This window comes from Metabacillus idriensis (genome assembly GCF_050483325.1).
Lineage (GTDB): Bacteria > Bacillota > Bacilli > Bacillales > Bacillaceae > Bacillus_P > Bacillus_P idriensis_A.
Window position 1 is genome coordinate 1 of record NZ_JBCMYF010000025.1, and the last position, 23,909, is coordinate 23,909.

23 protein-coding genes are annotated in these 23,909 nt (G+C 42.4%); 3 read left to right on the forward strand and 20 right to left on the reverse strand.

What is annotated here, in order from left to right; translation table 11 throughout:
- Positions 1-76: 76 nt before the first annotated feature.
- The 3 genes from ABEQ24_RS14490 to lepB form a co-directional block, all read right to left on the reverse strand.
- Positions 77-472 (reverse strand): DUF1499 domain-containing protein, encoded by a 396-nt coding sequence (locus ABEQ24_RS14490; protein WP_430007448.1) that lies wholly within the window; start codon positions 470-472, stop codon positions 77-79.
- Between the two features lie 57 nt (positions 473-529).
- A complete protein-coding gene (locus ABEQ24_RS14495; RefSeq protein WP_430007449.1) occupies positions 530-1,468 on the reverse strand; it encodes a DUF4349 domain-containing protein in 939 nt (312 codons plus the stop codon).
- A 69-nt stretch (positions 1,469-1,537) separates the two neighbouring features.
- Complete coding sequence (lepB, locus tag ABEQ24_RS14500; protein WP_430007450.1) at positions 1,538-2,089, reverse strand: signal peptidase I; 552 nt, start codon at positions 2,087-2,089, stop codon at positions 1,538-1,540.
- A 207-nt stretch (positions 2,090-2,296) separates the two neighbouring features.
- Between lepB and ABEQ24_RS14505 the strand changes: the two genes are divergently transcribed.
- A complete protein-coding gene (locus tag ABEQ24_RS14505) occupies positions 2,297-2,935 on the forward strand; it encodes a LysE family transporter (protein ID WP_430007451.1) in 639 nt (212 codons plus the stop codon).
- Here ABEQ24_RS14505 and ABEQ24_RS14510 read toward each other — a convergent pair.
- The 10 genes from ABEQ24_RS14510 to ABEQ24_RS14555 all read right to left on the reverse strand — a co-directional run bounded on the left by ABEQ24_RS14510 (position 2,915) and on the right by ABEQ24_RS14555 (position 13,945).
- Entirely contained in the window at positions 2,915-4,207 is a 1,293-nt protein-coding gene (locus ABEQ24_RS14510) for an alanine/glycine:cation symporter family protein (RefSeq protein WP_430007452.1), read from the reverse strand. The genes ABEQ24_RS14505 and ABEQ24_RS14510 overlap by 21 nt on opposite strands.
- A 158-nt stretch (positions 4,208-4,365) precedes the next feature.
- Positions 4,366-4,977, reverse strand: a complete 612-nt coding sequence (locus ABEQ24_RS14515; RefSeq protein WP_430007453.1) for a YdcF family protein — start codon at positions 4,975-4,977, stop codon at positions 4,366-4,368.
- Between the two features lie 242 nt (positions 4,978-5,219).
- Positions 5,220-6,413: an ABC transporter permease gene (locus ABEQ24_RS14520; RefSeq protein ID WP_430007454.1), complete on the reverse strand. Its 1,194-nt coding sequence runs from the start codon at positions 6,411-6,413 to the stop codon at positions 5,220-5,222.
- Positions 6,410-7,096, reverse strand: coding sequence for an ABC transporter ATP-binding protein (locus tag ABEQ24_RS14525; protein WP_430007455.1), 687 nt, complete (start codon positions 7,094-7,096; stop codon positions 6,410-6,412). Before ABEQ24_RS14525 ends, ABEQ24_RS14520 begins: the two co-directional genes overlap by 4 nt.
- Positions 7,093-8,220: an efflux RND transporter periplasmic adaptor subunit gene (locus tag ABEQ24_RS14530; RefSeq protein ID WP_430007456.1), complete on the reverse strand. Its 1,128-nt coding sequence runs from the start codon at positions 8,218-8,220 to the stop codon at positions 7,093-7,095. Before ABEQ24_RS14530 ends, ABEQ24_RS14525 begins: the two co-directional genes overlap by 4 nt.
- Positions 8,217-8,924, reverse strand: coding sequence for a Yip1 family protein (locus ABEQ24_RS14535; RefSeq protein WP_430007457.1), 708 nt, complete (start codon positions 8,922-8,924; stop codon positions 8,217-8,219). Before ABEQ24_RS14535 ends, ABEQ24_RS14530 begins: the two co-directional genes overlap by 4 nt.
- A gap of 287 nt (positions 8,925-9,211) precedes the next feature.
- A complete protein-coding gene (locus tag ABEQ24_RS14540) occupies positions 9,212-11,032 on the reverse strand; it encodes an ABC transporter ATP-binding protein (protein WP_430007458.1) in 1,821 nt (606 codons plus the stop codon).
- 9 nt (positions 11,033-11,041) lie between these two features.
- Positions 11,042-12,796, reverse strand: a complete 1,755-nt coding sequence (locus tag ABEQ24_RS14545; RefSeq protein ID WP_430007459.1) for an ABC transporter ATP-binding protein — start codon at positions 12,794-12,796, stop codon at positions 11,042-11,044.
- Between the two features lie 401 nt (positions 12,797-13,197).
- Positions 13,198-13,773, reverse strand: coding sequence for a GrpB family protein (locus ABEQ24_RS14550; protein WP_430007460.1), 576 nt, complete (start codon positions 13,771-13,773; stop codon positions 13,198-13,200).
- Between the two features lies 1 nt (position 13,774).
- On the reverse strand, positions 13,775-13,945 hold the full coding sequence (locus ABEQ24_RS14555; protein WP_430007461.1) for a DUF6440 family protein: 171 nt from the start codon (positions 13,943-13,945) through the stop codon (positions 13,775-13,777).
- 302 nt (positions 13,946-14,247) lie between these two features.
- Here ABEQ24_RS14555 and ABEQ24_RS14560 point away from each other — a divergent pair, with 302 nt between their 5' ends.
- Complete coding sequence (locus ABEQ24_RS14560; protein ID WP_430007462.1) at positions 14,248-14,658, forward strand: VOC family protein; 411 nt, start codon at positions 14,248-14,250, stop codon at positions 14,656-14,658.
- Positions 14,659-14,801: 143 nt separating this feature from the next.
- Here the strand turns inward: ABEQ24_RS14560 and ABEQ24_RS14565 are convergent, their stop codons facing one another.
- From ABEQ24_RS14565 to ABEQ24_RS14575, 3 genes are all read right to left on the reverse strand, one after another.
- Positions 14,802-15,362 carry a maltose acetyltransferase domain-containing protein gene (locus ABEQ24_RS14565; RefSeq protein ID WP_430007463.1) on the reverse strand — a complete coding sequence of 187 codons (561 nt, stop codon included), beginning with the start codon at positions 15,360-15,362 and terminating at the stop codon, positions 14,802-14,804.
- 100 nt (positions 15,363-15,462) lie between these two features.
- Entirely contained in the window at positions 15,463-16,827 is a 1,365-nt protein-coding gene (locus tag ABEQ24_RS14570) for an aspartate aminotransferase family protein (protein WP_430007464.1), read from the reverse strand.
- A gap of 18 nt (positions 16,828-16,845) precedes the next feature.
- Positions 16,846-18,309, reverse strand: a complete 1,464-nt coding sequence (locus ABEQ24_RS14575; protein ID WP_430007465.1) for a CoA-acylating methylmalonate-semialdehyde dehydrogenase — start codon at positions 18,307-18,309, stop codon at positions 16,846-16,848.
- A 113-nt stretch (positions 18,310-18,422) separates the two neighbouring features.
- On the opposite strand from ABEQ24_RS14575, the gene ABEQ24_RS14580 reads away from it, so the two are divergent.
- Complete coding sequence (locus ABEQ24_RS14580) at positions 18,423-18,683, forward strand: hypothetical protein (protein WP_430007466.1); 261 nt, start codon at positions 18,423-18,425, stop codon at positions 18,681-18,683.
- Between the two features lie 292 nt (positions 18,684-18,975).
- Here the strand turns inward: ABEQ24_RS14580 and ABEQ24_RS14585 are convergent, their stop codons facing one another.
- The 4 genes from ABEQ24_RS14585 to hydA all read right to left on the reverse strand — a co-directional run bounded on the left by ABEQ24_RS14585 (position 18,976) and on the right by hydA (position 23,892).
- Entirely contained in the window at positions 18,976-20,598 is a 1,623-nt protein-coding gene (locus ABEQ24_RS14585; protein WP_430007467.1) for a PucR family transcriptional regulator, read from the reverse strand.
- Between the two features lie 127 nt (positions 20,599-20,725).
- Positions 20,726-20,941 carry a hypothetical protein gene (locus tag ABEQ24_RS14590; protein WP_430007468.1) on the reverse strand — a complete coding sequence of 72 codons (216 nt, stop codon included), beginning with the start codon at positions 20,939-20,941 and terminating at the stop codon, positions 20,726-20,728.
- 14 nt (positions 20,942-20,955) lie between these two features.
- A complete protein-coding gene (locus ABEQ24_RS14595; protein ID WP_430007469.1) occupies positions 20,956-22,431 on the reverse strand; it encodes an NCS1 family transporter in 1,476 nt (491 codons plus the stop codon).
- Between the two features lie 42 nt (positions 22,432-22,473).
- Positions 22,474-23,892 carry a dihydropyrimidinase gene (hydA, locus tag ABEQ24_RS14600; protein WP_430007470.1) on the reverse strand — a complete coding sequence of 473 codons (1,419 nt, stop codon included), beginning with the start codon at positions 23,890-23,892 and terminating at the stop codon, positions 22,474-22,476.
- Between the last annotated feature and the right edge of the window lie 17 nt (positions 23,893-23,909).

Consider the following 23,909-nt stretch of genomic DNA (forward strand, 5'->3'; position numbering starts at 1 on the left):
CCGAGGGGCTAGGAGGTGGAGCTAGACATCGAAGCGCAAAATTTTATACTTTCTTTTCTCATAAAAACAGACATCCTTACCGGATGTCTGTTTTTTCGATTCTGCACGTTTCTCTGCCGAATCGATCTCTAATTTCCTCCATGCGATTCCGATTGACGCCAAAATCGTAATAGCCGATCCTTGATGCAGACCTGAAATGTATTTTCTTTTCTCTCTGATCAAGGAAAAATTCCGCATCATCCTTAAATTTCAGGATTTTCGATTTGAACACAGCATGCAGACGATTCTCGCTTTGTTCAGCAATTTCCACATGCTCCATTGAGTGAAGAGCATTTCTTAGATGGTTCATTGCGGCGCTTGGCTCACATAGAAAAGAGATCGGTTCCATTTGGTGGTAGGTCGAAGTATTTACGGTTGACACACAATTTCTTTTCGACTTAGGGCATGCTTTTATAGTCATAGCATCCTTCATATTTACATCCCGCCTTTTTCTTCTTTTTCCCAATCATGGAAAAAAGAAAACCGGAGATTATTCTCCCATGTCAGTTGGAGGCGCTGAATTGCTTTTATTCATGTATTTCTTAATTCCAATCCACAACGTAAAACAGATTAAAAATAAGACGAGCAGAACAGGAAGATTTCCAGCTGTAAAGACAATTAGAGCAGAACCGGCTGCAAGCAGAGAGTTCAAGCTTTCCATGAACTGTTTTTTCGTTTTATCCCATGTATTTAAGTGTTTGTTTTCAAGTCCCGGCACAGTAACCTTGTCCTCTGAAATCTGCATCATTATCGTCGCGAAAGACGTTTGGTTTTTCAAGTAATTGATTCTGCCTGTAATCTGTTCCATTTCCTCTTGAACGGCACTTAAATCAGAGGATATTTTCAGCAGATCCTCTGTTTTTTGAGCATCTTTCATAAAGCTTAGAAGCCGTTCTTCTACGGCCTTTTTCGCTTTTAGTCTAGATTCAAGGTCTACATATTCCTCTGTTACATCCTGACCTGTGACCGTCTGGTGATTCACTTTTACGCTTCCCTTTTCAACCGTTTTTAAGAAGCTCTGGAATTTATCCTGCGGCACCTTGACTGTCAGTGATCCTTCTTTCGGCATTTCATCCTCGTTTGTATATGTATTTGATTCAATGACATATCCCCCTAATGAGGCAATCGTATTTTGAAAAGAAGAAACGGCTTCATTAAAGTTTTTCACTCTAATAGACAAATCAGCCGTATAAATGACTTTGCGGTTTTCAGGTGCTGAAGGGACCGCTTTGTTTTCAGGAGAAGCTATTTCTGACTTGTCAGCCTGATCCCCATCTGAATTCATAGTCATACCAGAGTCTGCCATCTCTTTAGCGGATTCCCCGCCTGAGCTGCCCTCCCTTTTATCTGACTTGCTTTCTGAACTGCTGCACGCTGCAGTAAAAAATACGAGAAATAAGATAACAATGAACGTTCCGGCCTTTTTCATATTCAACACACTCCCCTATAATTTAAACGATTAGACGAGAGCGTTTTCCATTTGGTTACATCTTTAGCATTATTTTGTTTTTCTGATTTTTTCAAAAGGAAAGAACACAAATTCTGCTTTTCCGGCAATACGGTTCTTTGAAATGAATCCAAGCCCATTTCTCGAATCCATGCTGTTAGTCCGGTTATCCCCCATGACAAATACGTCATGTTTCGGAACAGTGACAGGTTCAAAATCTTCCATTAAATACATCCCGAGTTTCTCTGCCTTCTTTTCATTTGAAAGCAAATACGGCTCCTGAAGCTGCTTTCCATTTATTTTCAGCTTATGACCTTTAACCTCAACTGTATCACCGGGCAGCCCAATGACCCTTTTCACATAATGAACATCCTTTTCATCGCCATCTATGATGACGATATCTCCCCGCTTGACATCACCGATCATGAAACTTGATTTGCTCACAAACAGGCGATCACCATCATGGAGAGTCGGGTCCATCGATGATCCTTCAACTAAATATGGTTCAAAGAGAAATAGACGGATGATCAAAGCCAGTCCCACTGCAAGCAAAACCGCTTTGCCCCATTCCGCTAATAAGTGAGACTTTCGTTTTTTTGACATATCAGATCCCTCGTTTGCCGGAAATTTTTCTCCTTAAATAGTTAACCGCAGACGATTCAAAACCCTTTTTCCACACGCAAAAAAGATAACAATACATGTCTCTGCCGTTTTTTCAATTTATTGCAGCTTAGAAGAAATTATGAACAATAAATCTCCCTCGCCTGAATACACTTAATGGACAAGGAATCGAAAGGCAGATGAATCGGGATGGAAACCTTATTTTTTATCGTGAAGCCAATTGTGCTTGGCATAAGTCTTGCCGCCCCAATAGGTCCGATTAAATTAGAGATGATCAAGAGGGGGATCATGGGGGGATTTTGGCCAGCGATGCTTGTTGGAATCGGCGCCATAACAGTTGATATGCTCTTAATGTTCGGCATCTTCCTGGGTCTTGTGACTTTTCTTGAGAGCACGCTGTTTTCTGCAATTTTAAGTGCAGTGGGAAGCTATCTTTTAGCAAAGCTCGGCATTGGCAGCATTCTCCGCTCGCTGTCTGCAGAAAAAATGATCGAGTCAGATGATGGAAAAAAGAGCGGTGTGGGATCTTATTGGACTGGCTTTTTCATTGCTCTCGGCAACCCGTTTATTTTCATATTTTGGCTCGGGGTTTATGGCTCAGCGCTGACAAGCCTTGGCCCGCATCATACGTTTCTCTATTTGCTGATCTACAGTTTGCTGATCATAGGGGGTGTCGCTCTATGGAATTTAAATATCGCCCTGACAGTCCATTTTATCCGGGATTTTATTAAAGATAAAATGCTGAAAGCCATCACCTTCGCTGCAGGTGTTATCTTGCTTTGTTTTAGTATAAAATTATTCATTCAATTAGTTGGATATATTACGTGAATGCTCGAGCAGGGCTTTTTTGACAGCCGGACTCAGTTTTAGGAGAGCCAGAATATTGGGTATGACAATCAATATAAGGAAGAAATCAAGCAGAGTCCAGACAAGCTTTACACTGCATACAGCCCCGGCAAGAATCGCTGATAAATAGAAGATGCGGACGGCAAACATTTTTGTTTTAGGTCTTAGAAATTCCATTTGTTTTTCGCCGTAATAGATCATGATCATAATTGTCGAAAGAACAAATAAGGTAAGGAAAAAAGAAAGCACGTGTGCCGCTGCCCTTTCAGGAATCAGCGTTGCAAAGGCATATGCAACCAGGGAAGATGCCTCCTGCCCGCTATGCTCATTCCAAACCCCGGAGCAAAGAACTGTCAGTCCAGTAAGAGTACAAATGACAAGAGTATCCACGATGACTGCAAGCATACCCCAATAGGCTTGTAAGAGCGGTTTTTTTACATCTGCAGCAGAGTGTGCGATAGCCGATGTGCCAAGCCCCGCTTCACTTGAATAAAGACCTCTCGATAACCCCCATCTCAGAGTACTTGCAATGGCAGCACCAGGGAATAGCCCAAGTGCCGCTGATGGAGTAAACGCATGGAGAATAATTTCTTTGAAAATTGCCGGCAGCACAGCTGTATGACTTAAAATGACCCAAAAGGTTGCTGCTATGTAAAGTCCAACCATTGAAGGCACGATAAAACTCATGACCCGGCTGATTCGTTTCATTCCGCCAAAGATAACGAGAGCGGTTACTATCATTAAAGCCACACCTGTTAACAGTTTTGGCATCCCTGCTGAATACTTCAAGGATACGGAAACGGCATTTGACTGCACCATAATACTTACAAATAATTGAAGAAACAAAATCAGGGCATAGCCAAAAGCAAGCTTCTTCCACATCAGCCCATTTCTCATATAATAAGCTGGTCCGCCCACCCATTCACCTGATTGGTTTTTCTCTTTATACATTTGGCCGAGCATGATTTCAGTAATCATCGTTGCCATCCCGAACAATGCCACAATCCACATCCAAAAAAGCACTCCCGGACCGCCGAAATAAATGGCAAGAGGAATTCCGATAATATTATTTGCACCGATTGTACCGCCGAGTGCGGAGGAGAATGCTGCAAAAGGTGTAATTTGCCCCTTCGTTTTATTCTTTGTGAAAACAGATCCGATCGTTTCTTTAAGCATCTCACGCAAAATACGGAATTGAATAAACCTTAATCGAATCGTTAAAAAAAGGCCGCCGCCCAGCAAAACAATAATCATAGGATAGCCCCAAAGCCATTCACACACTCTTATAAACAAAGCAACCACACTCTTCTCCTTAAACTTAACACTTTGAATAGTTTGTACTTCAAGAAGTTATTCCATGTTAAAGCAATAAAAAAAGAGGATTCATCTAAACGATGATCCTCTTTTTTCTCTTATTTTTCGAATGGTGCTGTAACCAGGTAACTTGCATAAAAAAGCACTTCTTTTGTATACACAGGCAATTTCGTTTCCCATGTTTGATATGCTGAAGTCGTAGTTGGTGAAGAATAAGCATTCATTCCAAGCTGTTTTGCAAGAAGGAAAGAACGCTTCATATGATATGGATCGCTTACGATCGTGTAAGAATTCAATCCTGCTTTTTTCCCTGCTTCATATGCGTTCTTCAAATTATCTTCTGTCAGTCTTGAGCTTGTCTCAAGTAAAATATCAGATTCTTTTACACCGTGCTTGACCGCGTAGTTTTTTCCGACAACCGCTTCAGGCAAATCCGTTTTGATCGCTTTGCCTCCTGTAAAAATAATTTTATCAACATTTTCCTCTTTATATAGCTTGATTGCATGGTTGATCCTTTCTTTAAAGACTGGTGAAGGATCCTCTCCCCATGCAGCAGCTCCGAGCACTATCGCTGCATCAGTCTTAACGGTTTCGTGCTTATTGCCGAAATGCCAGATGCTGACCGAAGAATAAACCATCAGCAATAGAACGGCAAGCATCGCCAATTTAAAAAGTAATGCGGCAATCTTTCCAAATTTCATTGTAATCATTCCAATCTCATCTGCACGTGAAATACCTATACCCTTTTTACCATCATCACCAGCATGGGGCAAGAGTTTTTTTATGACAAATACGGAATAAGCCGTTCAGCCGGCTTTTCTCAGGTTTATGGTCCTGCCTCCAATTACATCTACCTGCAGTCTGAGAAATCCTGTTTCATGTGTGCGGGATTTGGATATTAAAATGATCACAAAAAAATAAGCTCATCTAAATAGATGAGCTTGCCTAATCCTTATTCATAACGAAGTGCATCAATCGGATCTAGTCTTGCTGCTTTGTTTGCCGGCAGCATCCCAAAAATCACGCCGATGATCATGGAGAATCCGAGACCTCCGAGTACTACCTGCCAGGAAACAAGCGATGGCCAGCCCGCAAAAACGGAGACAAGCGACGCCCCTCCCGCTCCAAGCAGAATCCCGATGATTCCTCCAATCAATGTCAGAGTAATAGACTCAATTAAAAATTGAGTGAGTATTTGTCTTTTCGTCGCGCCAAGCGCTTTTCTGATGCCGATTTCCCTGGTTCTTTCCGTGACGGAAACAAGCATGATATTCATAACACCGATGCCGCCGACAAAAAGCGAAATTCCTGCAATCGACCCGATGATTAATGTCATGATTCTTGTTACCTGTCCAATCCCTTCAGCGATTTCTTCCATATTGAAGACTTGATAGGAATCCTCTTTATCATGCTTTTGATTCAATAGCGCGGTTGCTTTTTTTCCTGCTTCCTGAAGTTCTTCTGCACTTTCTGCCTGAAGAGTTACCTGATTAAAATCAGATTTGCCGAATGAAGCACGATAGGTATTAGAAGGCAGGTAAATTTCCATGGAGCCAAAAGAAAAAAGACCTGTCGGCTTTTCAAGCACGCCGACAATTTCAAACGGCTGTCCATTTACCCAGATTATTTCACCAATCGGATTTGTCTCTTTAAATAACTCCTTTTTCGTCTCCTGACTAATGACGGAAGCACGGCGGCCGCCGATAAAATCACCTTCAACAAGATTTCTGCCAGACTCAATTTTCAGTTCGTTCACTTCAATGTATGCCTGATTAATTCCAAGAATGGACGTATCCACTGTCTCCTCCATGTACCTGGCAGGCATAAACTCCGAGCTTGAGGCCACTACTTTAGAGACTTCAGGGATACCTGATAAATCATCAATATCCGACTGAGTAAAAGCTGTTTCCATATAAGCATTGGGATTTGACTGCATTTCTTCTTCACTTGGCTGGTAAAACACTTCAATCGTATTGCTTGAACCGGTAAACTGCGATTTCAGCATTTGCTCTCCGCCCTGACCGATGGCCACAACAAGAATGACAGATGCAACACCAATAATGATTCCAAGCATTGTTAAAATAGACCTGAGCTTATGAGCGAGAACAGAAGCAAACGCCATCCTTAAGTTTTCCATTAGGCTCATGCGTTTCTCCTTTCTGCCCCGGCAGATTGGATTTCCCCGTCTCTTACCATGATGATGCGCTTCGTGCAGTCTGCTACTTCCTGTTCATGTGTGACAATGATCACTGTTGTCCCCTCAAGATTAAGAGCTGCAAATTGCTCCATAATGGAGACGCTTGTCTTTGTATCCAGAGCACCTGTCGGCTCATCTGCAAGGATGAGCCGCGGCTTATTCACGATGGAACGGGCTATGGCTACACGCTGTTTTTGCCCGCCTGAAAGCTCATTCGGGAGATGGTTCATTCTGTCTGCAAGCCCGACTTTCTCAAGCGACAGCATTGCCCGTTCTTCCCGCTCTTTTTTCTTTACTCCTGCATAGATCATTGGCAGCTCTACATTTTTCAAGGCAGTCAGTCTCGGCAGCAGCTGAAACTGCTGAAAGACAAAACCGATGGAGAGGTTCCTCACTTTAGCGAGATCTGTATCCTGATAGGCGGCAACGTCTTCTCCGTCCAGAAAATAATGTCCGTTTGTCGGACGGTCCAAACATCCGATAATATTCATTAACGTGGACTTCCCCGAACCTGATGGTCCCATTATGGAAATAAATTCGCCTTCTTCAATGGATAAATGGATGTTTTTTAAAACGTCGAATGATTCTTTTCCGACCTTGTAGCTTTTCGTAATGCCGGAAAGCTGGATCATTTCACTGTCACTTCCATCCCGCTCTGAAGATCGTCTTTCGGCCTTGAAACAATCTCATCATTTGCTGTTAATCCATCTTTAACTTCCATATAGTCGGAAGAAGCTGAGCCAATTACTATCATCTTTTTCTTTGTTTTGCCGCCTTGAACGGTATAGACAAAATAGTCTTCGCCATCCTGTTTTACAGCATCAACAGGTACCGTCTGCACACTGCGCTTTTCCGTTTCAATTTCCATGATCAGTTTAAAGCCGGGTTTTGCCTTCATTTCGCTGCCTTCAATGGATACTTCTACCGGATATTGGACAGCCGCATTTTCAGAACCCATTGAACTTGGCGCCGCTTCAGGAAGAAGACCTATTTTGCTGACTTTCCCTTTCCACTTTGTGTCAGGAACAACATCCGAACTTAAGGAAACAGGCTGTCCGTCTGCCACTTTTAAAGAATCATATTCAGACAAAACGCCGCTGACAATAAATTGATCTGTTTTTGCAATATGTATAACTGCTTTTATACCGCCCTGTTCAGCTGCTTGTTCAGGATTATCATCAATTGTCATGACAGTCCCTTCCATGCCGCTTTTCACTTCTAGAGCATTAAGCTGTTTCTCAATCGTTTCTTTTTGCAGCAGAAGCTGGCGAAGTTCGATATCAGCCATCTTTTTCTCCATTTTCAGCTGATCCCGCTCTGCATCGATTGTTTTTTCAGCTTCCTCTTCTCCAGCTTGTTTGCTTAGATCTTTTTCTTTATCGTTGAGATCGTCAAGCTGATTTTCAAGCTGATTGATTTTAAGATAACCAGATTCAATGGAAAGAGCATTTTGTTCTTTTTCTAGTGAAAACTGCTGATTTTCATAGCGGAGGAGGGGAGTTCCCTCTTTCACGGCATCTCCCTCTTTTACTAGAATTTCAACAATATCTCCTTTTTCCGGATCTTGATAAATATACTGTTCGTATTGGAATTTCAATGTACCCGGGACCATCACATTCGAAGCAATTTCCCGCTTGGAAAGCTTCACTGTTTGGATGGTTACTTCCTCTTCGCTCATCGCACGATAGACGTTTACACCAACGAGCAAAGCGATGATTGAAACGACACCGATTGATATCCAGACTTTTTTCTTCATGCTGCTGGGAACATCCCTTCAAGAACGCCGCCTGCAGTTGCAAGCACTGCACCGATGACGAAGAAAACGATCGCAATTGTCCAGGCTGCCGCTTTTGATAAACCTGCAACGCGCTGAAGTCCGATTGCCGTCAGCACCGTTCCCCAAATTGTGAAAACTTCAAACGTCATGAGCAGGCCGCCAAGGCCGCCTTCAGCACCGGCAATGCTGTTCAAACTTGTGTATGGATTGACATAATTTTCTTCTTTTACTAAAAAGGCAATAAGTCCGTTTAAAAGCGTTCCAATCGATGTGACAAATGCAATGTAAATCGTCATAGAAAGAATGTGTTTAAATTTAACCGCAGAACCAACCATTTTCGTAATCGCAAGTGTGATGGCAGCCATAATAATAAGAACGATAATACTGCCAATACCTCCTGCAACAATTCCGACAACGCCCATAACAGTGCTGAACATAGCTGCCTCTTCAGCACTCATGCCAAGCTCTGATGATAAATCCCCCGTCAATTCAGGACTATTAGCTAACGATAAAAACGTGCCTGCTACAAGAAAGAATGTGACCAGCAGAAAACCAGCGAGAACCTTTGGTTTTTGACGAATCCGGTCAAACTGCTCTCCCGGGTTCATGATCATACCGAATAAAGACGGTTTGGGCGATTCTGGTGCGTTTCCCTCAACTGCAGGATTTGTTTGCTGTTCCATATCCAATTACCTCCAATTTTTATGTATTCTGTTAGTAATACGATTGTCACATAAATAGGTTTCATCATTTCTATTATTCTTTGTAAAAATTTTATTGAAACACTGAACAGACCTGTCCGGAAAGTCGGTTTAAGAAAAAATGTTGTTTTCGCTATAATATGCTGTCCGCTGCTGTCCGCGTGAGTGCAAAGTTTACGAAAAAAAAACCATAGAAAAAAACAGGCAGGAAATAACATTTGTTTTTCCTGTCTGCTTCATTTTAGAAACTTAATGGACGATCCCTGCGATTACCCCGCATCAAGCATTCTGAATTGAGCTTTCACAAGCTCAAAATAGATTCCCTGCTGCTTCATCAGCTCTTCGTGATTTCCTTGTTCCATAATATTCCCGTGATCGAGTACTATAATATTGTCCGCCTCGCGAATTGTCGATAAGCGATGGGCAATCATAATGGCTGTTCTGCCCTTTAATAGCGTTTTTAGGGCTTGTTGGATTTTCACTTCTGATTCTGTATCAATACTTGCTGTTGCTTCATCCAAAATTAGTATTTTCGGATCAGCAAGTATGGCTCTTGCAAAAGAAAGAAGCTGTCTTTCCCCCACAGATAGCACGTTTCCTCGTTCTTCAACCTCTGTTTCATAGCCATTGACAAGATCTTTAATAAATCCATCTGCCCCGACTGCTTCAGCAGCAGCAATAACTTCCTCATCAGCTGCATCCGGTCTGCCGAAACGGATGTTTTCCATGATCGTACCCGAGAAGATAAAGGTATCCTGCAGAACGACGCTGATTTGAGAACGCAGGCTTCCGATTGATACATCCCGGATATTTATGCCGTCGATCTTCACCTCTCCGCCTGTTGCATCGTAAAAGCGGCTGATTAAGTTTGCTATCGTTGTTTTTCCGGAACCTGTGTGACCTACAAGGGCGACAGTCTGACCGGAGTTAATTTGAAGGGAAACTCCATTTAATGCCTTGCGGTTTCCATCATATGAAAATTCAACTTGATCAAACTCGATATTCCCTTTCATATCTTGCAGAACGACCGGATTATCCGTTTCTGAAACAATTGGTTTTTCATCTAAAAATTCGAAAATCCGTTCCGATGAGGCCATCCCCATCAGCAGCTGATTATACACTTGGCCAAGTCTTGAAATCGGCTCCCAGAACATTCCCAGGTAAAAAGCAAAGGAAACAAATTCTCCAATGGTAATTGATTCATTTGCAATTAATGAAGCACCAAACCAAATAAGAATGGCAGTGCCTATGGCATTTGTCATTTCAACAAATGGACGGAAGACAGCATTCTTCTGCGTCGCATCCTGCCAGCTGCTGAAGTTTTCCGTGTTGATTCCGTCAAAGAACTGAATGTTCTCCTTTTCCTGAGTGTAAGCTTGAGTTACACGGATGCCCTGTATGCTTTCATTCAAATGAGAATTCAGCATAGACTGCTTGAGGCGGACGGTCTGCCATGATCTCCGGATTTTCTTGCGCAGGCTTGTTGAGATAAAAAACATAATCGGCAGGATAATCATAATGGCTAGGGCAAGCGGCGGACTGATCGTAAATAAGATGACAATAACCCCGATAAGCAAAAGGAAATCCATTAAAAGGTTGATAACCCCGCTGGTAAAAAGCTCCTGCAGAGAATTAATGTCATTCATGATCCTGACAAGAATCGATCCTGCTGACCTGGAATCAAAAAAACGGTGTGACAGAGATTGTACATGTGTAAATAAATGCTTGCGCAAATCATAGATGACATTTTGCCCAAGCATGTTCATCCATCTGATCCTGAGCGTATTAGCCACGTATGAAACGAGGTAAAGTCCAAAAATGGACCCTACCAGCACCCACAGAAAATCCAGATCTTTCTGAACAATTGCTTTATCAAGCGTGTATACCCCGATTAAAATCGGAACAATTAAACGGACAATGGTCGTCATGATTACGGTAAGAAAAGAAAGTGGCAAAAGGTTTTTCGAATATGGCTTAATATAGCCCATTAACCTCCCCATCTGTTTCCAGTTAAACGGCTTTTCAATAACTTGATCCGTAGAATAGTAGAATCTTTGTTTGATTAAATCCTGCTTTTCATTCTTTAACATCTTTTTCACCTACCCAACATTTGACTGTACGACAGCTTTTTGGTCTTTATATTGAATGTCATAAATTCGTTTGTAAGGGCCGCCTGTATGAAGCAGCTCCTCATGTGTTCCTCTTTCGGCAACCTCGCCATCCTGAAGCACGATGATTTCATCCGCATGTTTTAATGAAGAAATCCGGTGAGCGATAATAATCGTTGTTCGATCCTTCATGACGGCTTTTAAGTCTTTTTGAATACGGAACTCTGTGTCCATATCAACCGCACTCGTTGAATCATCCAAAATCAGAACGCTCGGATCCACGCAAATGGCGCGTGCAATGGAAATCCTCTGCTTTTGTCCCCCTGACAAGCCCATGCCCCGTTCGCCAAGCATCGTGTCGTACCCTTCAGGAAGCTCCATAATAAATTCATGTGCCTGAGCGCGTTTGGCAGCATCGATGATTTCATCCATCGTGGCATTTGGTTTTCCATAAGCAATATTTGATTTTATCGTCGTAGAAAATAGGAAAGATTCCTGAAGCACTACTCCGATGCTTCCTCGAAGGGATTTTAAAGAATGATCTTTAATATCCTTTCCATCCAGCAGAATCTGGCCTGAAGTCGGCTCATAAAAACGTGTCATTAATTGAGTGACGGTTGTTTTTCCTGAACCTGTAGCCCCAATCAGTCCGACCGTTTTTCCAGGAGGCGCATCAAAAGAAACATTTGTTAAAGCCGGAACATCTTCTTCATTGTATTTAAGCGAAACATTTTCAAATGTAACGTGACCTGATAATTTGCCTGCTGTCAAATCACGGTCTGCATCACTGATTTCTTCATCCGCATCTAAAATTTCAAGCAGGCGTTCACCAGAAGCTTTTGCTTGAGAAAATAAATTGATGACAAATCCCAAGTTCATGATCGGCCACATGATATACCAGACAAGACTGTAAAAAGCCACAAGCTCACCCGGCTTAAGACTGCCAGTAATGACCATGTATCCGCCGAAAGCGAGCAAAGCAACTACGCAAATATTTCCGATGAACTCCATAAGTGGAAAATACTTCGCCCATACATTTGAGGTATCTAAATATTTCTGTTTGTAATCATTGTTTGAGGAATTAAATTTTGATATTTCAAACTCTTCTCTGGATAAAGATTTTACCGTATGAATGCCGCTGATATTTTCCTGTACATTCGTATTCAGTTTCCCAAATGATTTGCGGATGCCTCTGAAAGCAGGGTGCACCCTTTTATCAAAACGGTAGACGGCGACAGCGAGGAACGGCAAAGCTGAAATCGTGACGAATGTCAGCGGCACCGAGTAATAAAACATGACGCAAAGACTGATGACAATCAGAATAATGAAGCGAATCAGCTCCGCAATTCCAAATGACAGGAAAAAACGGAAACCTTCTACATCCGCCGTAAGCCTTGACATCAGGTCGCCTGTTTTTGCATTGTCATAATAGCGAAAAGGAAGACGCTGAAGCTTTTCATAAAGTTCATTTCTCATTCTGTACACGGACTTAATTCCAAACATATCCCCTAAATATTGATGAAAATAAGTAGCCACTCCCTTTACCGTCATGATGCCGACAAACCCAAGCGCAATCCAGGGCACAAGTGAAAACTGTTCTTTCAGCACAACATCATCGATGGTAAACTGCAGCACCATCGGATACACAACGGTGATGACTGTCATAATCAGCAGAAAACCCATTGACCATAAAAAATCATTTTTGTAAGGCATATAAAAGGCCCTTAGTTTTTTGAATGTTTCCAATGAAAATCCCTCCTTCGGCCTTTGCTTTTCTCTTAAGCTTTCAAGATATTTACAACGTATTACTTAATATATCGGGTTTCGAAATATATTTCTAGTCATTTTACGCAATTTTTATAAAATTAATGCTAATTTATGAATTCAGACTACTTCCTTTCTATGAGGCTTCTCCATCAAAAGTTTGACAACTAAAAAAGCATGGAATGAAAAATCCATGCTTTTTAAAACACACTATCTATTTCTATGTTTCAGCCAATGATTCATGACTTCAGGTATGGAAATTTCTATTGCATCTTTTAAATGACTAAAAGGCGGGTTACCGCTGTATCTTTTTCATAGATCGCTAGAGATTCCATAATCGTTTGAGCTTCCAAAGATGGCAAAAATCGTACATGCTGACACTTTTATTTCTTTTGATACCGTTTAGCTTTATTCAAAATCTTCAGGACACACTCCGTTTTTGCATCTGCATATTCATTTCCTGTTTTCCACTCATTCTTTGATAGATCCTGCTTTACGGCTTCATACATCAGACGATCATTCGGATTCAGGCGGAGATGGTCCCGGAACAGGAGATGATCTTCCCACCATTGATGTGTGATTGGCACCGTATGTATATGTGCTGTCCGGTGCTCATGCGGAATGTATACTTCTTCTTTTTCAATAACGTTGGGGTAAAGATGCACATATTCCTTTTTTACCCCGATAAAAAAACGCCTGAATGGCAATGCTTCATCGTACACCTTTTTATAAATATAAGGGGAATCTTCTAAAGCATCGACTACAAAAGACAGCTCTTCAATCGACAGAACACCGATTAATATATCAATGATCGGCTTTGCAGAAAGACCTTCTACCGAAGTGCTTCCTATATGTTCAATTTTAATAGAAGGCTCATTAAAGGCATTTATGAGTCTTTCCTCGTGAAGGCGGAATTGCATTTTCCAATCCGGGTTATATTCAGATAAACAGATCTTCATCTTATTTTCCAAGCAATGGCTTGCCTTCAGCATCAACAAGCAAGGTGACGCTAACACCGCCGCCAGAGATCGTCTGCAGGTATTGAACTCCGGTTTCTGTGTCCTTAATGACCCTTATTAAATCGAGGGTTCCTTGTGAATGAGTTACTTCAAACCGTTTAGTTGCTGCCATCCAGATCACTCCTATAGTTGTAATAATTAATTTCATATTAATAGTATCATAATTAGGTTTGAATTCTGGTTATTTAACCATCCCAAGCCGGATAGCTTATCCCCGTCAAGAGCATGAATTTGCACCAATTGCTGCTTTAAGAAGAAACCTTTATAAGGATAAAACAAGACTTGATGATGTTTTTTATATAGAAAAATATTTTTTGGGATTTTATCTTTTTTCTTGATTTGATTAGAGTCAAAAAAATGGTAAGATGATAAATATTGGCACCAAAATTTTTTTTCAAGGAGTGATTATGTACGATGTCAGTAGACGTTTATCTTAATTTTAATGGCAATTGCCGGGAAGCAGCCGAGTTTTATGCAAAGGTTTTCAAAACGGAAGAACCTAAATTTATGACGTTCGGCGAAACACCGCAAAATCCCGATTACCCTCTGCCGGAGGAAGCGAAAAACTTGATCATGCATACAAGACTTACTATTGACGGAAGCAACGTCATGTTTTCTGACACTTTTCCGGGAATGCCTTTTGTTGAAGGGAATAATATCACTCTTGCTTTGGTAAATAAGAACATCGAAGAGCTGACGTCTATTTTCAACCAGCTTAAAGATGGCGGCACAGTCGTCATGGATCTTCAGGAAACATTCTGGAGCAAGCTTTATGGACAAGTAACAGATAAATTCGGCATTCATTGGCAGGTTAATTACGAATAATTCAGAAAAGCGCAAGCGCCCGTTTAGCTCAGGCATGACAGATCAGGATCTGGCCGAGGAGTTGGGCGATTCCGCTCGCCATCGAAGAGCAAAAATTTTATACTTTCTTATCTCTTAAAAAAGAGGCCGCGCTGGCCTCTTTTTCAATTCTCAATATGCTTAATGACTCTTGCTGGATTTCCTCCAACTACCACATTGTCAGGGACGTTCTTCGTCACGACTGCGCCGGAGGCAATAACTGCATTGTTTCCGATTGTCACGCCCGGATTAATGACCGCTCTTCCGCCAATCCACACGTTATCGCCGATTGTAACAGGTTTACCGAATTCCGCTCCGCTGTTTCTTTCATCAGCATTTAATGGATGTGAAGCTGTATAGATGTGGACTCCTGGAGCAAGCATGCAATTGGCGCCGATCGTCACCTTGCACACATCCAGAATCACACAGTCAAAGTTGGCATAGAAATTTTCCCCAACATGGATGTTTGATCCGTAATCACAGCGGAATGCCGGTTCGATGTATATATTCTCTCCAGTCGTTCCAAACAGTTCCTTAAGTATTTTTTTACGCGCGTCATCATCCGTTTCAATTGTCTGATGGAACAGTCTTGTCAATCTTCTGGCGCGGACGCGTTCACGGATTAGATCTTCGTCTCCGGCTAAATAGAGTTCTCCGGCCAGCATCTTTTCTTTTTCTGTTTTCATGATGAGCATCTCCTTGTATAAAACCCTTCAATTATTATACCTTCAGCCATTTCTTTTCCACAAGAAAAAACAGCGCAACCGGCTTTGCGCTGTTTCACATTTAATTCGTTTCTGCGATCCCATTCAGCTCCCCGACAACCGTATCCACGATAAACACGGCGTCCTCTTCTTCCAGATTAAGAGGAGGAGAGATAGCAAGGACGTTGTTATAGCCTGCAACAGTGGCGCCATTTTTTCCGATAAGCAGCCCTTTTTCCTTGCATCCGGCTATAACTTTATTCACAAGACCCGCATCAAGCGGTTTTTTCGTCTCTTTGCTTTCTACAAGCTCGATTCCAATCAGGAGACCTTTCCCTCTTACATTTCCAACATATCGATTATGCTGGAGACGTGAAGCAAGTTCAGATTTCATTCGGCCTCCAACCTCGTTTGAACGTTCGAACAGCTTTTCATTTTCAAAGATTTCAATATTTTTAAGTGCAAGTGCACAGGCTGCAGGGTTTCCTCCAAATGTGTTCACATGGCGGAAATAATCATATTCTTCCGTTCCTTTAAATGCTTCATAGATTTCTTTTTTAACAGCTGTAGCGGATAGCGGCAAGTAAGCACTTGTAATCCCTTTTGCCATCGTAATGATATCCGGTTTCACTCTGTAATTCATAAATCCGAATGCTTTTCCGGTTCTGCCGAAGCCGCAGATGACTTCGTCAACAATAAGCAGAGCCCCGTGCTTTTCACAGACTTCTTTTACTCCTTTCATATAATTCTCAGGCGGCATCAGAATACCGCCGCCTGTTATAATCGGTTCCATGATCATCGCAGCAACCGTTTCGCTGAGCTCCCATGTCATTGTCCGGTCAATATCCTGAACCGATTTCAGTTCAGCCGGTGCTGCATTTTCGTCTTCTGGATATCGGTAAGTGTCAGGCGGCGGCACATGAATAAATCCTGGTGCAAGCGGCTCGTATTTATATTTTCGCTGTGCCTGCCCGGTGGCAGCTAAAGATCCCATCGTATTGCCATGATAGGCCCTGTACCTTGAAATGATTTTATAGCGTTCATGGCTGCCTGTTTGCTGGTGGTATTGACGGGCAATTTTAAATGCGGTTTCATTTGCCTCAGATCCGCTGTTTGAGAAAAAGATGACATAGTCACCTCCAAGCAAGTCATTCAGTTTTTCTGAAAGCTGAATGGCAGGCAGATGACTTTGCGTTAATGGGAAATAAGCAAGCTTTTTCAGCTGCTCATATGCAGCTTCCGCAAGTTCTGTTCTTCCGTAGCCTGCATTCACGCACCACAAGCCGGCCATGCCGTCCAAATACTTTTTCCCGTTTGCATCACTGATCCATGCGCCCTTTGCTTCCTCTGCTATAATGGTTGCCTCTGGATTGAAAGGCTTCATAGAATGCCAGAGATGGGCCTCATCTTTTTGCAGAGCATCTCTTACATCTTTACTCTTTTGCATAGTCATCCTCCTTGTCTATTAAAAATCAAATCTGGAAGTAATCATTTTTTTGCGTGTATAGAAGTTTACGCCGTCTTTGCCATTAACATGTAGATCTCCGTAGAAAGAATCCTTCCATCCCGAAAATGGGAAAAAAGCCATCGTTGCCGGAACCCCGACATTAATTCCAAGCATTCCTGCATCCGCTTCTTCTCTGAAAGTCCGAATGGCCTGAGCATCCTTTGTATAAATGGTAGCTCCGTTTCCATATCGTGATTTCCGGATATAATCCAGACCTTCATCTAAATTTTCCGCCCTGAGCACACTGAGCACCGGTGCAAAAATTTCATCCTTTGCCAGGGTCATTTCAGGTGTAACCTTATCGAAAATCGTTGCTCCTAAAAAGTAGCCTTCTGCTTGATTTTCCATATCTCTTCGTCCGTCACGCAGAAGATCTGCCCCTTCTTCAATACCTTTTTCAATATATCCGATGACTTTATTCAAGTGGGTATCACGAATCACCGGAGTCAAAAGCACTTCCTCGTCGAGACCATTTCCCATCACTAAGTCATCTGCTTTTTGCTTTAAGGTCTGCATAAATTGATCCCCTTCTCCAACAACGACAACTGCGCTGCAAGCCATACATCGCTGGCCAGCACTTCCAAAAGCAGAGCTGATAATATGCTGTGCCGCTTTGTCAAAGTCTGCATCCGGCATCACCACGTGATGATTTTTTGCACCTGAGAGAGCCTGAACCCTTTTACCCTTCGCAGCAGCTTTCTCATACACAAATTTTGCAACAGGCTGAGAGCCTACGAATGAAATCGCTTTAATATCAGGATGTTCAAGCAACCCGTTCACCACATCGTGACTACCATGAACAATGTTTAAAACACCGTCAGGCGCACCTGCTTCCGTAAACATCTCAGCTAGCTTATTGGCAAGCAGCGGTGTCCGCTCTGATGGTTTTAAAACGAATGTATTTCCGCATGCAACCGCAAGCGGGAACATCCACAATGGCACCATCATCGGAAAGTTAAAAGGAGTAATTCCTCCCACAACGCCAAGCGGGTAGCGGAACATTTCAGAATCCATTTCTTCTGCAATTCCTGATAGGGATTCTCCCATCATTAAGCTTGGTGCTCCCGCCGCAAACTCCACGCACTCAATTCCTCTTTGTACCTCGCCATATGCCTCTTTATAAGCCTTGCCATTCTCTGAAACAATTAACTTGGCAAGCTCTGCATGGTTTTCTGTCAGTAAATGATGATATTTAAATAGAATTCTTGCTCGTTTCGGAACCGGCATCAGCTTCCATGTTTTGAATGCCAGGGCTGCAGCCTTTGCCGCCTTATCTACATCTTCGGCTGTTGAAATTGGAACAGCTGCGATCTTCCTCCCCGTTGCCGGATTAATGACATCAAGCATTTCACCCCCAGCTGCACTCACCCATTTTCCATTGATGAAATTTTTAATTGCTGCTGCTTCATTTACAACCGTCATTGTCATCCCTCCGTATATTCTGAAAATTCTACTAATTATGTTCATTATCTCTCACATAGGAACGGCAATCATTAGACACTTTGTAAAAGATACTTGGGGAATGTTGCTACAGTTTGATTAGAAAAGCGGAGCCGACTGTTCAGCTCCGACAGACAGATAAGGATCCGACAGTAAAGGCGCTTTTTGCCTTTGCTGGCGGATCCGTTCTGACCGAGGAGTTAGGAGGCGGAGCTAGACAATATAGAAAAGCGGAGCCGACTGTTCAGCTCCGACAGTCAGATAAGGATCCGACAGAAAAGGCGCTTTTTGCTTTTTATGGCGGATCCGTTCTGGCCGAGGAGTTAGGAGGCGGAGCTGGACACCGAGAAATGTAGAACCGACTGTTCAGACCGAATAGTCACTGCCGAATTGATGGGGTTTCCGAATTAATTGGAGGGGTTTTAGAATTAATTCGTGGGGTTTCCGAATTAATTGGAGGGGTTTTAGAATTAATTCGTGGGGTTTCCGAATTAATTGGAGGGGTTTTAGAATTAATTCGTGGGGTTTCCAAATTAATTGGAGGAATTTGTTCTGACCGGAAAATGAAGATAAAAATCCATTCCAAGTCCTCGTCTCAAACAAAAAACAATCAAAAAAGAGCGCTCTTCAAAAGAGCACTCTTTCCTGCTATTCAATCTTATGCTGCAGCGGAATGGTTCCTTCTGTATTCATGATAAAATCGTGCGCCATCAGCATAAATTCAAGGGCCAGCCTTCTGTCTGAGTTCATGAAGTTTTCGCCAAGGAGCAATTCAAGCTTTTCTATGCGATGGTAAAGAGTCTGCCTGACGATAAATAATTTCTTCGAAGTCTCTTGTTTAGAGCCGTTGCACGCCAGATACGTTTTTAACGTAATCAGCATGTCCCCGTTATACTTTCGGTCATACTCTATGACGGGAGCCAAATATTCTTGTATGGTTTCTTCTAGATTGCCATGTTTTTTTAACAAAGACATCATCCTGTACATATGCAAATCCTGATAAAAGCAGCTTTTTCCTTCTTTAGAAAGAGAATCTTGCAGTGCCAGGGTTTCTTTAGCTGTTTGATAGCTTATATGAATACTGCCGAGTTTGTCGGCAAACTTCCCGACTCCAATTGAAATTGATGAGGTTCTGATCCGTTCGGAACCGTTTCCGGAATGAATTCTCGAGAGAGCGCCTTCCATTCTCTCTTTCCAATCCTGTTTGTTCCGTTTGTTTCCGACGATAAAAATAAGATGATGGCGGACTTCAACAGTAAACAAGTGAAAGCCAAATTGCTCAAAGACCGTTCTGAACAAAAGCTTGAAATATGTACTGTCGACGTTTGGAGGCTGCCCCCCTGAATCAGGGGAAAGCTTGCATATGCACACAGTCCCTCCATTTAAACGCAGCTTTGGATCGATGAAGGAGAGCTGTTCTTTGATAACTTCATCCGTGTATTCTCCTTCAAGCCAGTTTGTCAGCCACTCGCTTTCTTCTGCCATCTTCTTTTCTTTGACATATAAATCCCGCAGCAAATGCTGGGCAAATGCGTTGGCTGTTCTGTCCAAAATGAGAAGATCAAATTCATTCAGTTCTCGGCAGCTTGAGACAATCAGGAGCTCAGCGTAGGTTTCTCCAAGAATCTGCACAGGCTGACTTGCAATATTTGATTTATTGTTTTCATCTCTATTCCCTATTTTCAAAAGCATCTCTTCTTTTTCATCTGCCTTTGGCTCAGGAAAGAAATCGGCTTTATTTCCGCTTAATACAGCAATAACCTGGACTTCTAAATAGACCTGCAGAAATTTCAGGATTTGCCGGCAGTCTTCAATTTCCAGCAGCATCTTGTTCAGCTGCTGAGAGTATTTTTCTAAATCTGAGAGAAGTTGATATTGTTTATTGATGATGAGGGAATGCACATCTTGAGTAATTTCAACAAAGGGAACCTCTTGATGAAACAGAATGATAGGAAAATGGTGGTGATCTGCAAGTTCGGTAACTGCATCCGGAACATTGTGAATGTGTGTGCCCATTTCGATGCACAGTCCGGCAGCATGCCTCTCGATCAGCTGCTTTAGAAAGGAGACAAAGAGTTGGGGATCATCTTTAAAGCCAAGACCTGTTGTAAGAATCAGCTCATAGCCATTTAAGAGATTGCTGATTTGAACCGATTCAACAATATGAACCCATTTCAATTGACGGTGCAATCCTTCAGCACCAGCAATTACGTCTGTTTGGGCAAAATGCTTTCGATTTAAAATCTCATCAATCGTTATGTATGATTTCATCCGCACACCCCTTTTTTGATGTCGCTACTTTCTATTATAAAGAATGGCATGTTTTAACACTATACGTTTGTCAGTTTTTCTCACAAAAAAGATAGGACAAATTCTGCCCTATCTTTGTCGAACCATGTCATTGTCGGATTTGAGCCAGCAGCATGGCTGAAAAATACTTTCTTGCATCCGCCGTTTTCACGTGCATTTCAGCAGAGTCTTTTTGATTTTTATGATTTCTGAAAGTAAGAAAAGCACCGCTTAAATTTTCAGTCACGCTTGTGATTTTGTAGCCCTGACTCAGATAATAATCAATCTTATCTCTTTCAGACAGATACTCCCGGTAATCAGACATAACGAGCCTCCTTCTTATAATTGCTCTGTTTGCGCAGGCGCAATGGCAACGTTCGGCACTGCTTCATCTTCGAGATCAATTGTCCAGTCATTTCCGACTGAGATCCCCAGATACTTTTGATCATCGGGATCTATTAATTCAGCCTGGGCATAAATCTGAAACCACCAGTATTTCGCTAAAATGTAATAGACAATGCATCCGGCTGCAAAGCCGACAATAAATGAATATGAAGGAATAGCCACTGCAGCTGCCCCGCCAATGATCCATGCGATGAATCCTGCAGCATTTACACCTTTCATATATTTATATTGTCCATTTGATTCGTAGAGGTCTTTTACATTAACCCTGCGCTTTCGAATTAAATAATAATCAGCTACTAAAATCCCGCAAATAGCAGATAAGATTCCTCCGACTATTAATAAAATTCCAATGATGATGCCAAATAAACTCCAAGGCTGAACGACGATTCCAATAAAACCCGCTACTGCTACACCCGCCCAGAAAGGAACTTTTGGCCCTCCAACGTTTGAGAAAATGGTCGCTGCAGGAATCAGGTTTGCAGAGGTGTTTGTTGACCACTGCGCAAGCACAATCATAACCAATAAGATACCAAGAATAATGCCGGATGCAGATTGCTGCAAGGCAACAACCGGATCATAATTTGTTACAGCGATATAAGAAACGGCGCCAATCACAACCATAAAGGTTTGCACGATTGGATAGGCAATTAAATTGCCCGCGATTTGGCCTTTGTTCCGCTTGAACCAGTTCTTTTCCATTTTAGGTGCTTTCACAAAACGGGAAAGAGATGGCATATCTGCAGCGAGGGTTCCCCAAAATCCCATATTGGACATAATGACAACCATGAACGCTGTAAATGCCGCTCCTCCAGTTGCCGGATTTTCGACCCATGACCACACGTTTCTGCCTTCCTGCAGCGCCTGATCTGATAGAGTAAAATACATCCAGCCTGAGATAATGATGATGACCGGTGCCGCTAAATCAGCAAATCGTTCAATCGCCTTCATTCCAAGTGCTGTATTGACGACTTGCAAGATGGCAAAAATAAAGAAGCAGACAATCCAATTATCAAACCCGAATAAAGTAGCAAGAATGGCATTCATGGCACTGGCGCCAAAGAATGTATTTACACCAAACCAGCATGAAGCTACAAAACCGCGTACAACGGAAGGAATGTGCGTCCCGACTGTTCCAAAAGGCGCTCTCATATAAACAGGGAATGATAAGCCATGTTCAACACCAATATCTCCTGTTAGCGTCATGATTAATCCAAGGACAATCGAACCAATGATTGTTGCAGCAATCACCCAGCCTAATGGAAGATTCTGAACACCTGATCCGCCGATGGCAAATGCAGCAAGCACAACAGCCATCCCAACCCAGATTAAAGCAAAGCCCAGCGAACCAATGTTTTTCTTATGATGCGGAATCGGCAGCAAATCAGGAGACTTCAAATAATTTTTAGCCACTTTCGCATATCCCCTTCCAAATGGTTATCTCTTTGGTTCTTTTCAGATTGATATCGGTGCGCTTTTGCTCGCGTCAAGCAGTTCTCCGTATTTAGCCCTCTTCTGATAATTGCCTCTGCCTGCCTTGCCGGCGAATTGCTTATCCTTTACGACAAATTCCCCTCTTGATAAAACGGAAACAGGCTCTCCTGTTACTTGCAGACCCTCAAATGCGTTATAATCAACCGCCATGTGGTGAGTTTCAGCAGAAATAGTCCGTTCAGCTGAAGGGTCAAACAGAACAAGATCCGCATCAGAGCCGACTGCAATCGTTCCTTTTTTAGGGTAGAGACCGAATAGCTTTGCACTTTTAGTACTTGTCAAATCAACAAATTGGTTCAAAGAGATTCTTCCTTTAGTCACACCTTCTGAAAATAGAATGCTCAAACGATCTTCAATGATTGGTCCGCCATTTGGAATTTTCGTAAAATCCCCTTTCCCCAAATCCTTCTGTCCTTTGAAATCAAACGAGCATTGATCAGATCCAATCGTCTGCAGCACTCCTGTTTTCAGCGCATTCCAGAGTACATCCTGATGCTTTTTCTCACGGAGAGGAGGTGACCAGACATATTTCGCTCCTTCAAAATCCGGCTTTTCCAAGTGTGTTTGATCAAGAACCAAGTACTGTGGACATGTTTCCCCCCATACATCAAAGCCCTTGCTTCTAGCTTCGGCAATTTTTTCAACTGCGTCCGCACAGGAAACGTGTACTACATAAAGCTGTGAACCCGCAAGCCCAGTTAATTGAGCCGCTCTTCCAGTTGCTTCTCCTTCAACTTCAGGAGGGCGTGTTAACGCGTGATATATGGGATCTGTCTTTCCTTCAGCAAGTGCTTTTTTCGTCAGATAATCAATGACATCTCCATTTTCAGCGTGTACCATGACAAGGCCGCCAAGTTCTTTAGCCGTTAAAAGCGTCCGGAATAATGTTTCATCGTCCGCCTGAAAAACATTTTTGTAGGCCATAAAGACTTTGAATGATGAAATGCCTTCTTCATTTATGACAGCCGGAAGCTCCCCAAGTACATCCTCATTTATTTCAGAAATCATTAAGTGAAAACTGTAATCGATCACGGCTTTATCTTTGGATTTTTCATGCCATGTCTGAATGGCATCCTTAAGCGGTTTCCCTTTCTCGGTTAGACAAAAATCAATAACCGTAGTTGTGCCTCCAAAGGCTGCAGCCATTGTTCCGCTCTCAAAGTCATCTCTAGTCACGGTACCTCCAAATGGCATATCAAGGTGTGTATGCGGATCTATACCGCCTGGAAAAACATAGCAGCCCTTTGCATCAACAATTTCTGCTCCCTCTTCGGGCAAATTGCAGCCAATCGCTGCAATTTGTTCTCCTTCTACTAAAATATCTGCTTTATACGTATCGGCAGCTGTCACGATTATGCCGTTTTTAATTATTTTTTTCATCAGTCCGCGCCCTCCCT

Coding starts and splice junctions, on each gene's coding strand:
- ABEQ24_RS14490 (WP_430007448.1), bottom strand. CDS start 472: ATGAAGGATGCTATGACTATAAAAGCATGCCCTAAGTCGAAAAGAAAT.
- ABEQ24_RS14495 (WP_430007449.1), bottom strand. CDS start 1,468: ATGAAAAAGGCCGGAACGTTCATTGTTATCTTATTTCTCGTATTTTTT.
- lepB (WP_430007450.1), bottom strand. CDS start 2,089: ATGTCAAAAAAACGAAAGTCTCACTTATTAGCGGAATGGGGCAAAGCG.
- ABEQ24_RS14505 (WP_430007451.1), top strand. CDS start 2,297: ATGGAAACCTTATTTTTTATCGTGAAGCCAATTGTGCTTGGCATAAGT.
- ABEQ24_RS14510 (WP_430007452.1), bottom strand. CDS start 4,207: ATGATTATTGTTTTGCTGGGCGGCGGCCTTTTTTTAACGATTCGATTA.
- ABEQ24_RS14515 (WP_430007453.1), bottom strand. CDS start 4,977: ATGATTACAATGAAATTTGGAAAGATTGCCGCATTACTTTTTAAATTG.
- ABEQ24_RS14520 (WP_430007454.1), bottom strand. CDS start 6,413: ATGAGCCTAATGGAAAACTTAAGGATGGCGTTTGCTTCTGTTCTCGCT.
- ABEQ24_RS14525 (WP_430007455.1), bottom strand. CDS start 7,096: ATGATCCAGCTTTCCGGCATTACGAAAAGCTACAAGGTCGGAAAAGAA.
- ABEQ24_RS14530 (WP_430007456.1), bottom strand. CDS start 8,220: ATGAAGAAAAAAGTCTGGATATCAATCGGTGTCGTTTCAATCATCGCT.
- ABEQ24_RS14535 (WP_430007457.1), bottom strand. CDS start 8,924: ATGGAACAGCAAACAAATCCTGCAGTTGAGGGAAACGCACCAGAATCG.
- ABEQ24_RS14540 (WP_430007458.1), bottom strand. CDS start 11,032: ATGTTAAAGAATGAAAAGCAGGATTTAATCAAACAAAGATTCTACTAT.
- ABEQ24_RS14550 (WP_430007460.1), bottom strand. CDS start 13,773: ATGAAGATCTGTTTATCTGAATATAACCCGGATTGGAAAATGCAATTC.
- ABEQ24_RS14555 (WP_430007461.1), bottom strand. CDS start 13,945: ATGGCAGCAACTAAACGGTTTGAAGTAACTCATTCACAAGGAACCCTC.
- ABEQ24_RS14560 (WP_430007462.1), top strand. CDS start 14,248: ATGTCAGTAGACGTTTATCTTAATTTTAATGGCAATTGCCGGGAAGCA.
- ABEQ24_RS14565 (WP_430007463.1), bottom strand. CDS start 15,362: ATGAAAACAGAAAAAGAAAAGATGCTGGCCGGAGAACTCTATTTAGCC.
- ABEQ24_RS14570 (WP_430007464.1), bottom strand. CDS start 16,827: ATGCAAAAGAGTAAAGATGTAAGAGATGCTCTGCAAAAAGATGAGGCC.
- ABEQ24_RS14575 (WP_430007465.1), bottom strand. CDS start 18,309: ATGACGGTTGTAAATGAAGCAGCAGCAATTAAAAATTTCATCAATGGA.
- ABEQ24_RS14585 (WP_430007467.1), bottom strand. CDS start 20,598: ATGAAATCATACATAACGATTGATGAGATTTTAAATCGAAAGCATTTT.
- ABEQ24_RS14590 (WP_430007468.1), bottom strand. CDS start 20,941: ATGTCTGATTACCGGGAGTATCTGTCTGAAAGAGATAAGATTGATTAT.
- hydA (WP_430007470.1), bottom strand. CDS start 23,892: ATGAAAAAAATAATTAAAAACGGCATAATCGTGACAGCTGCCGATACG.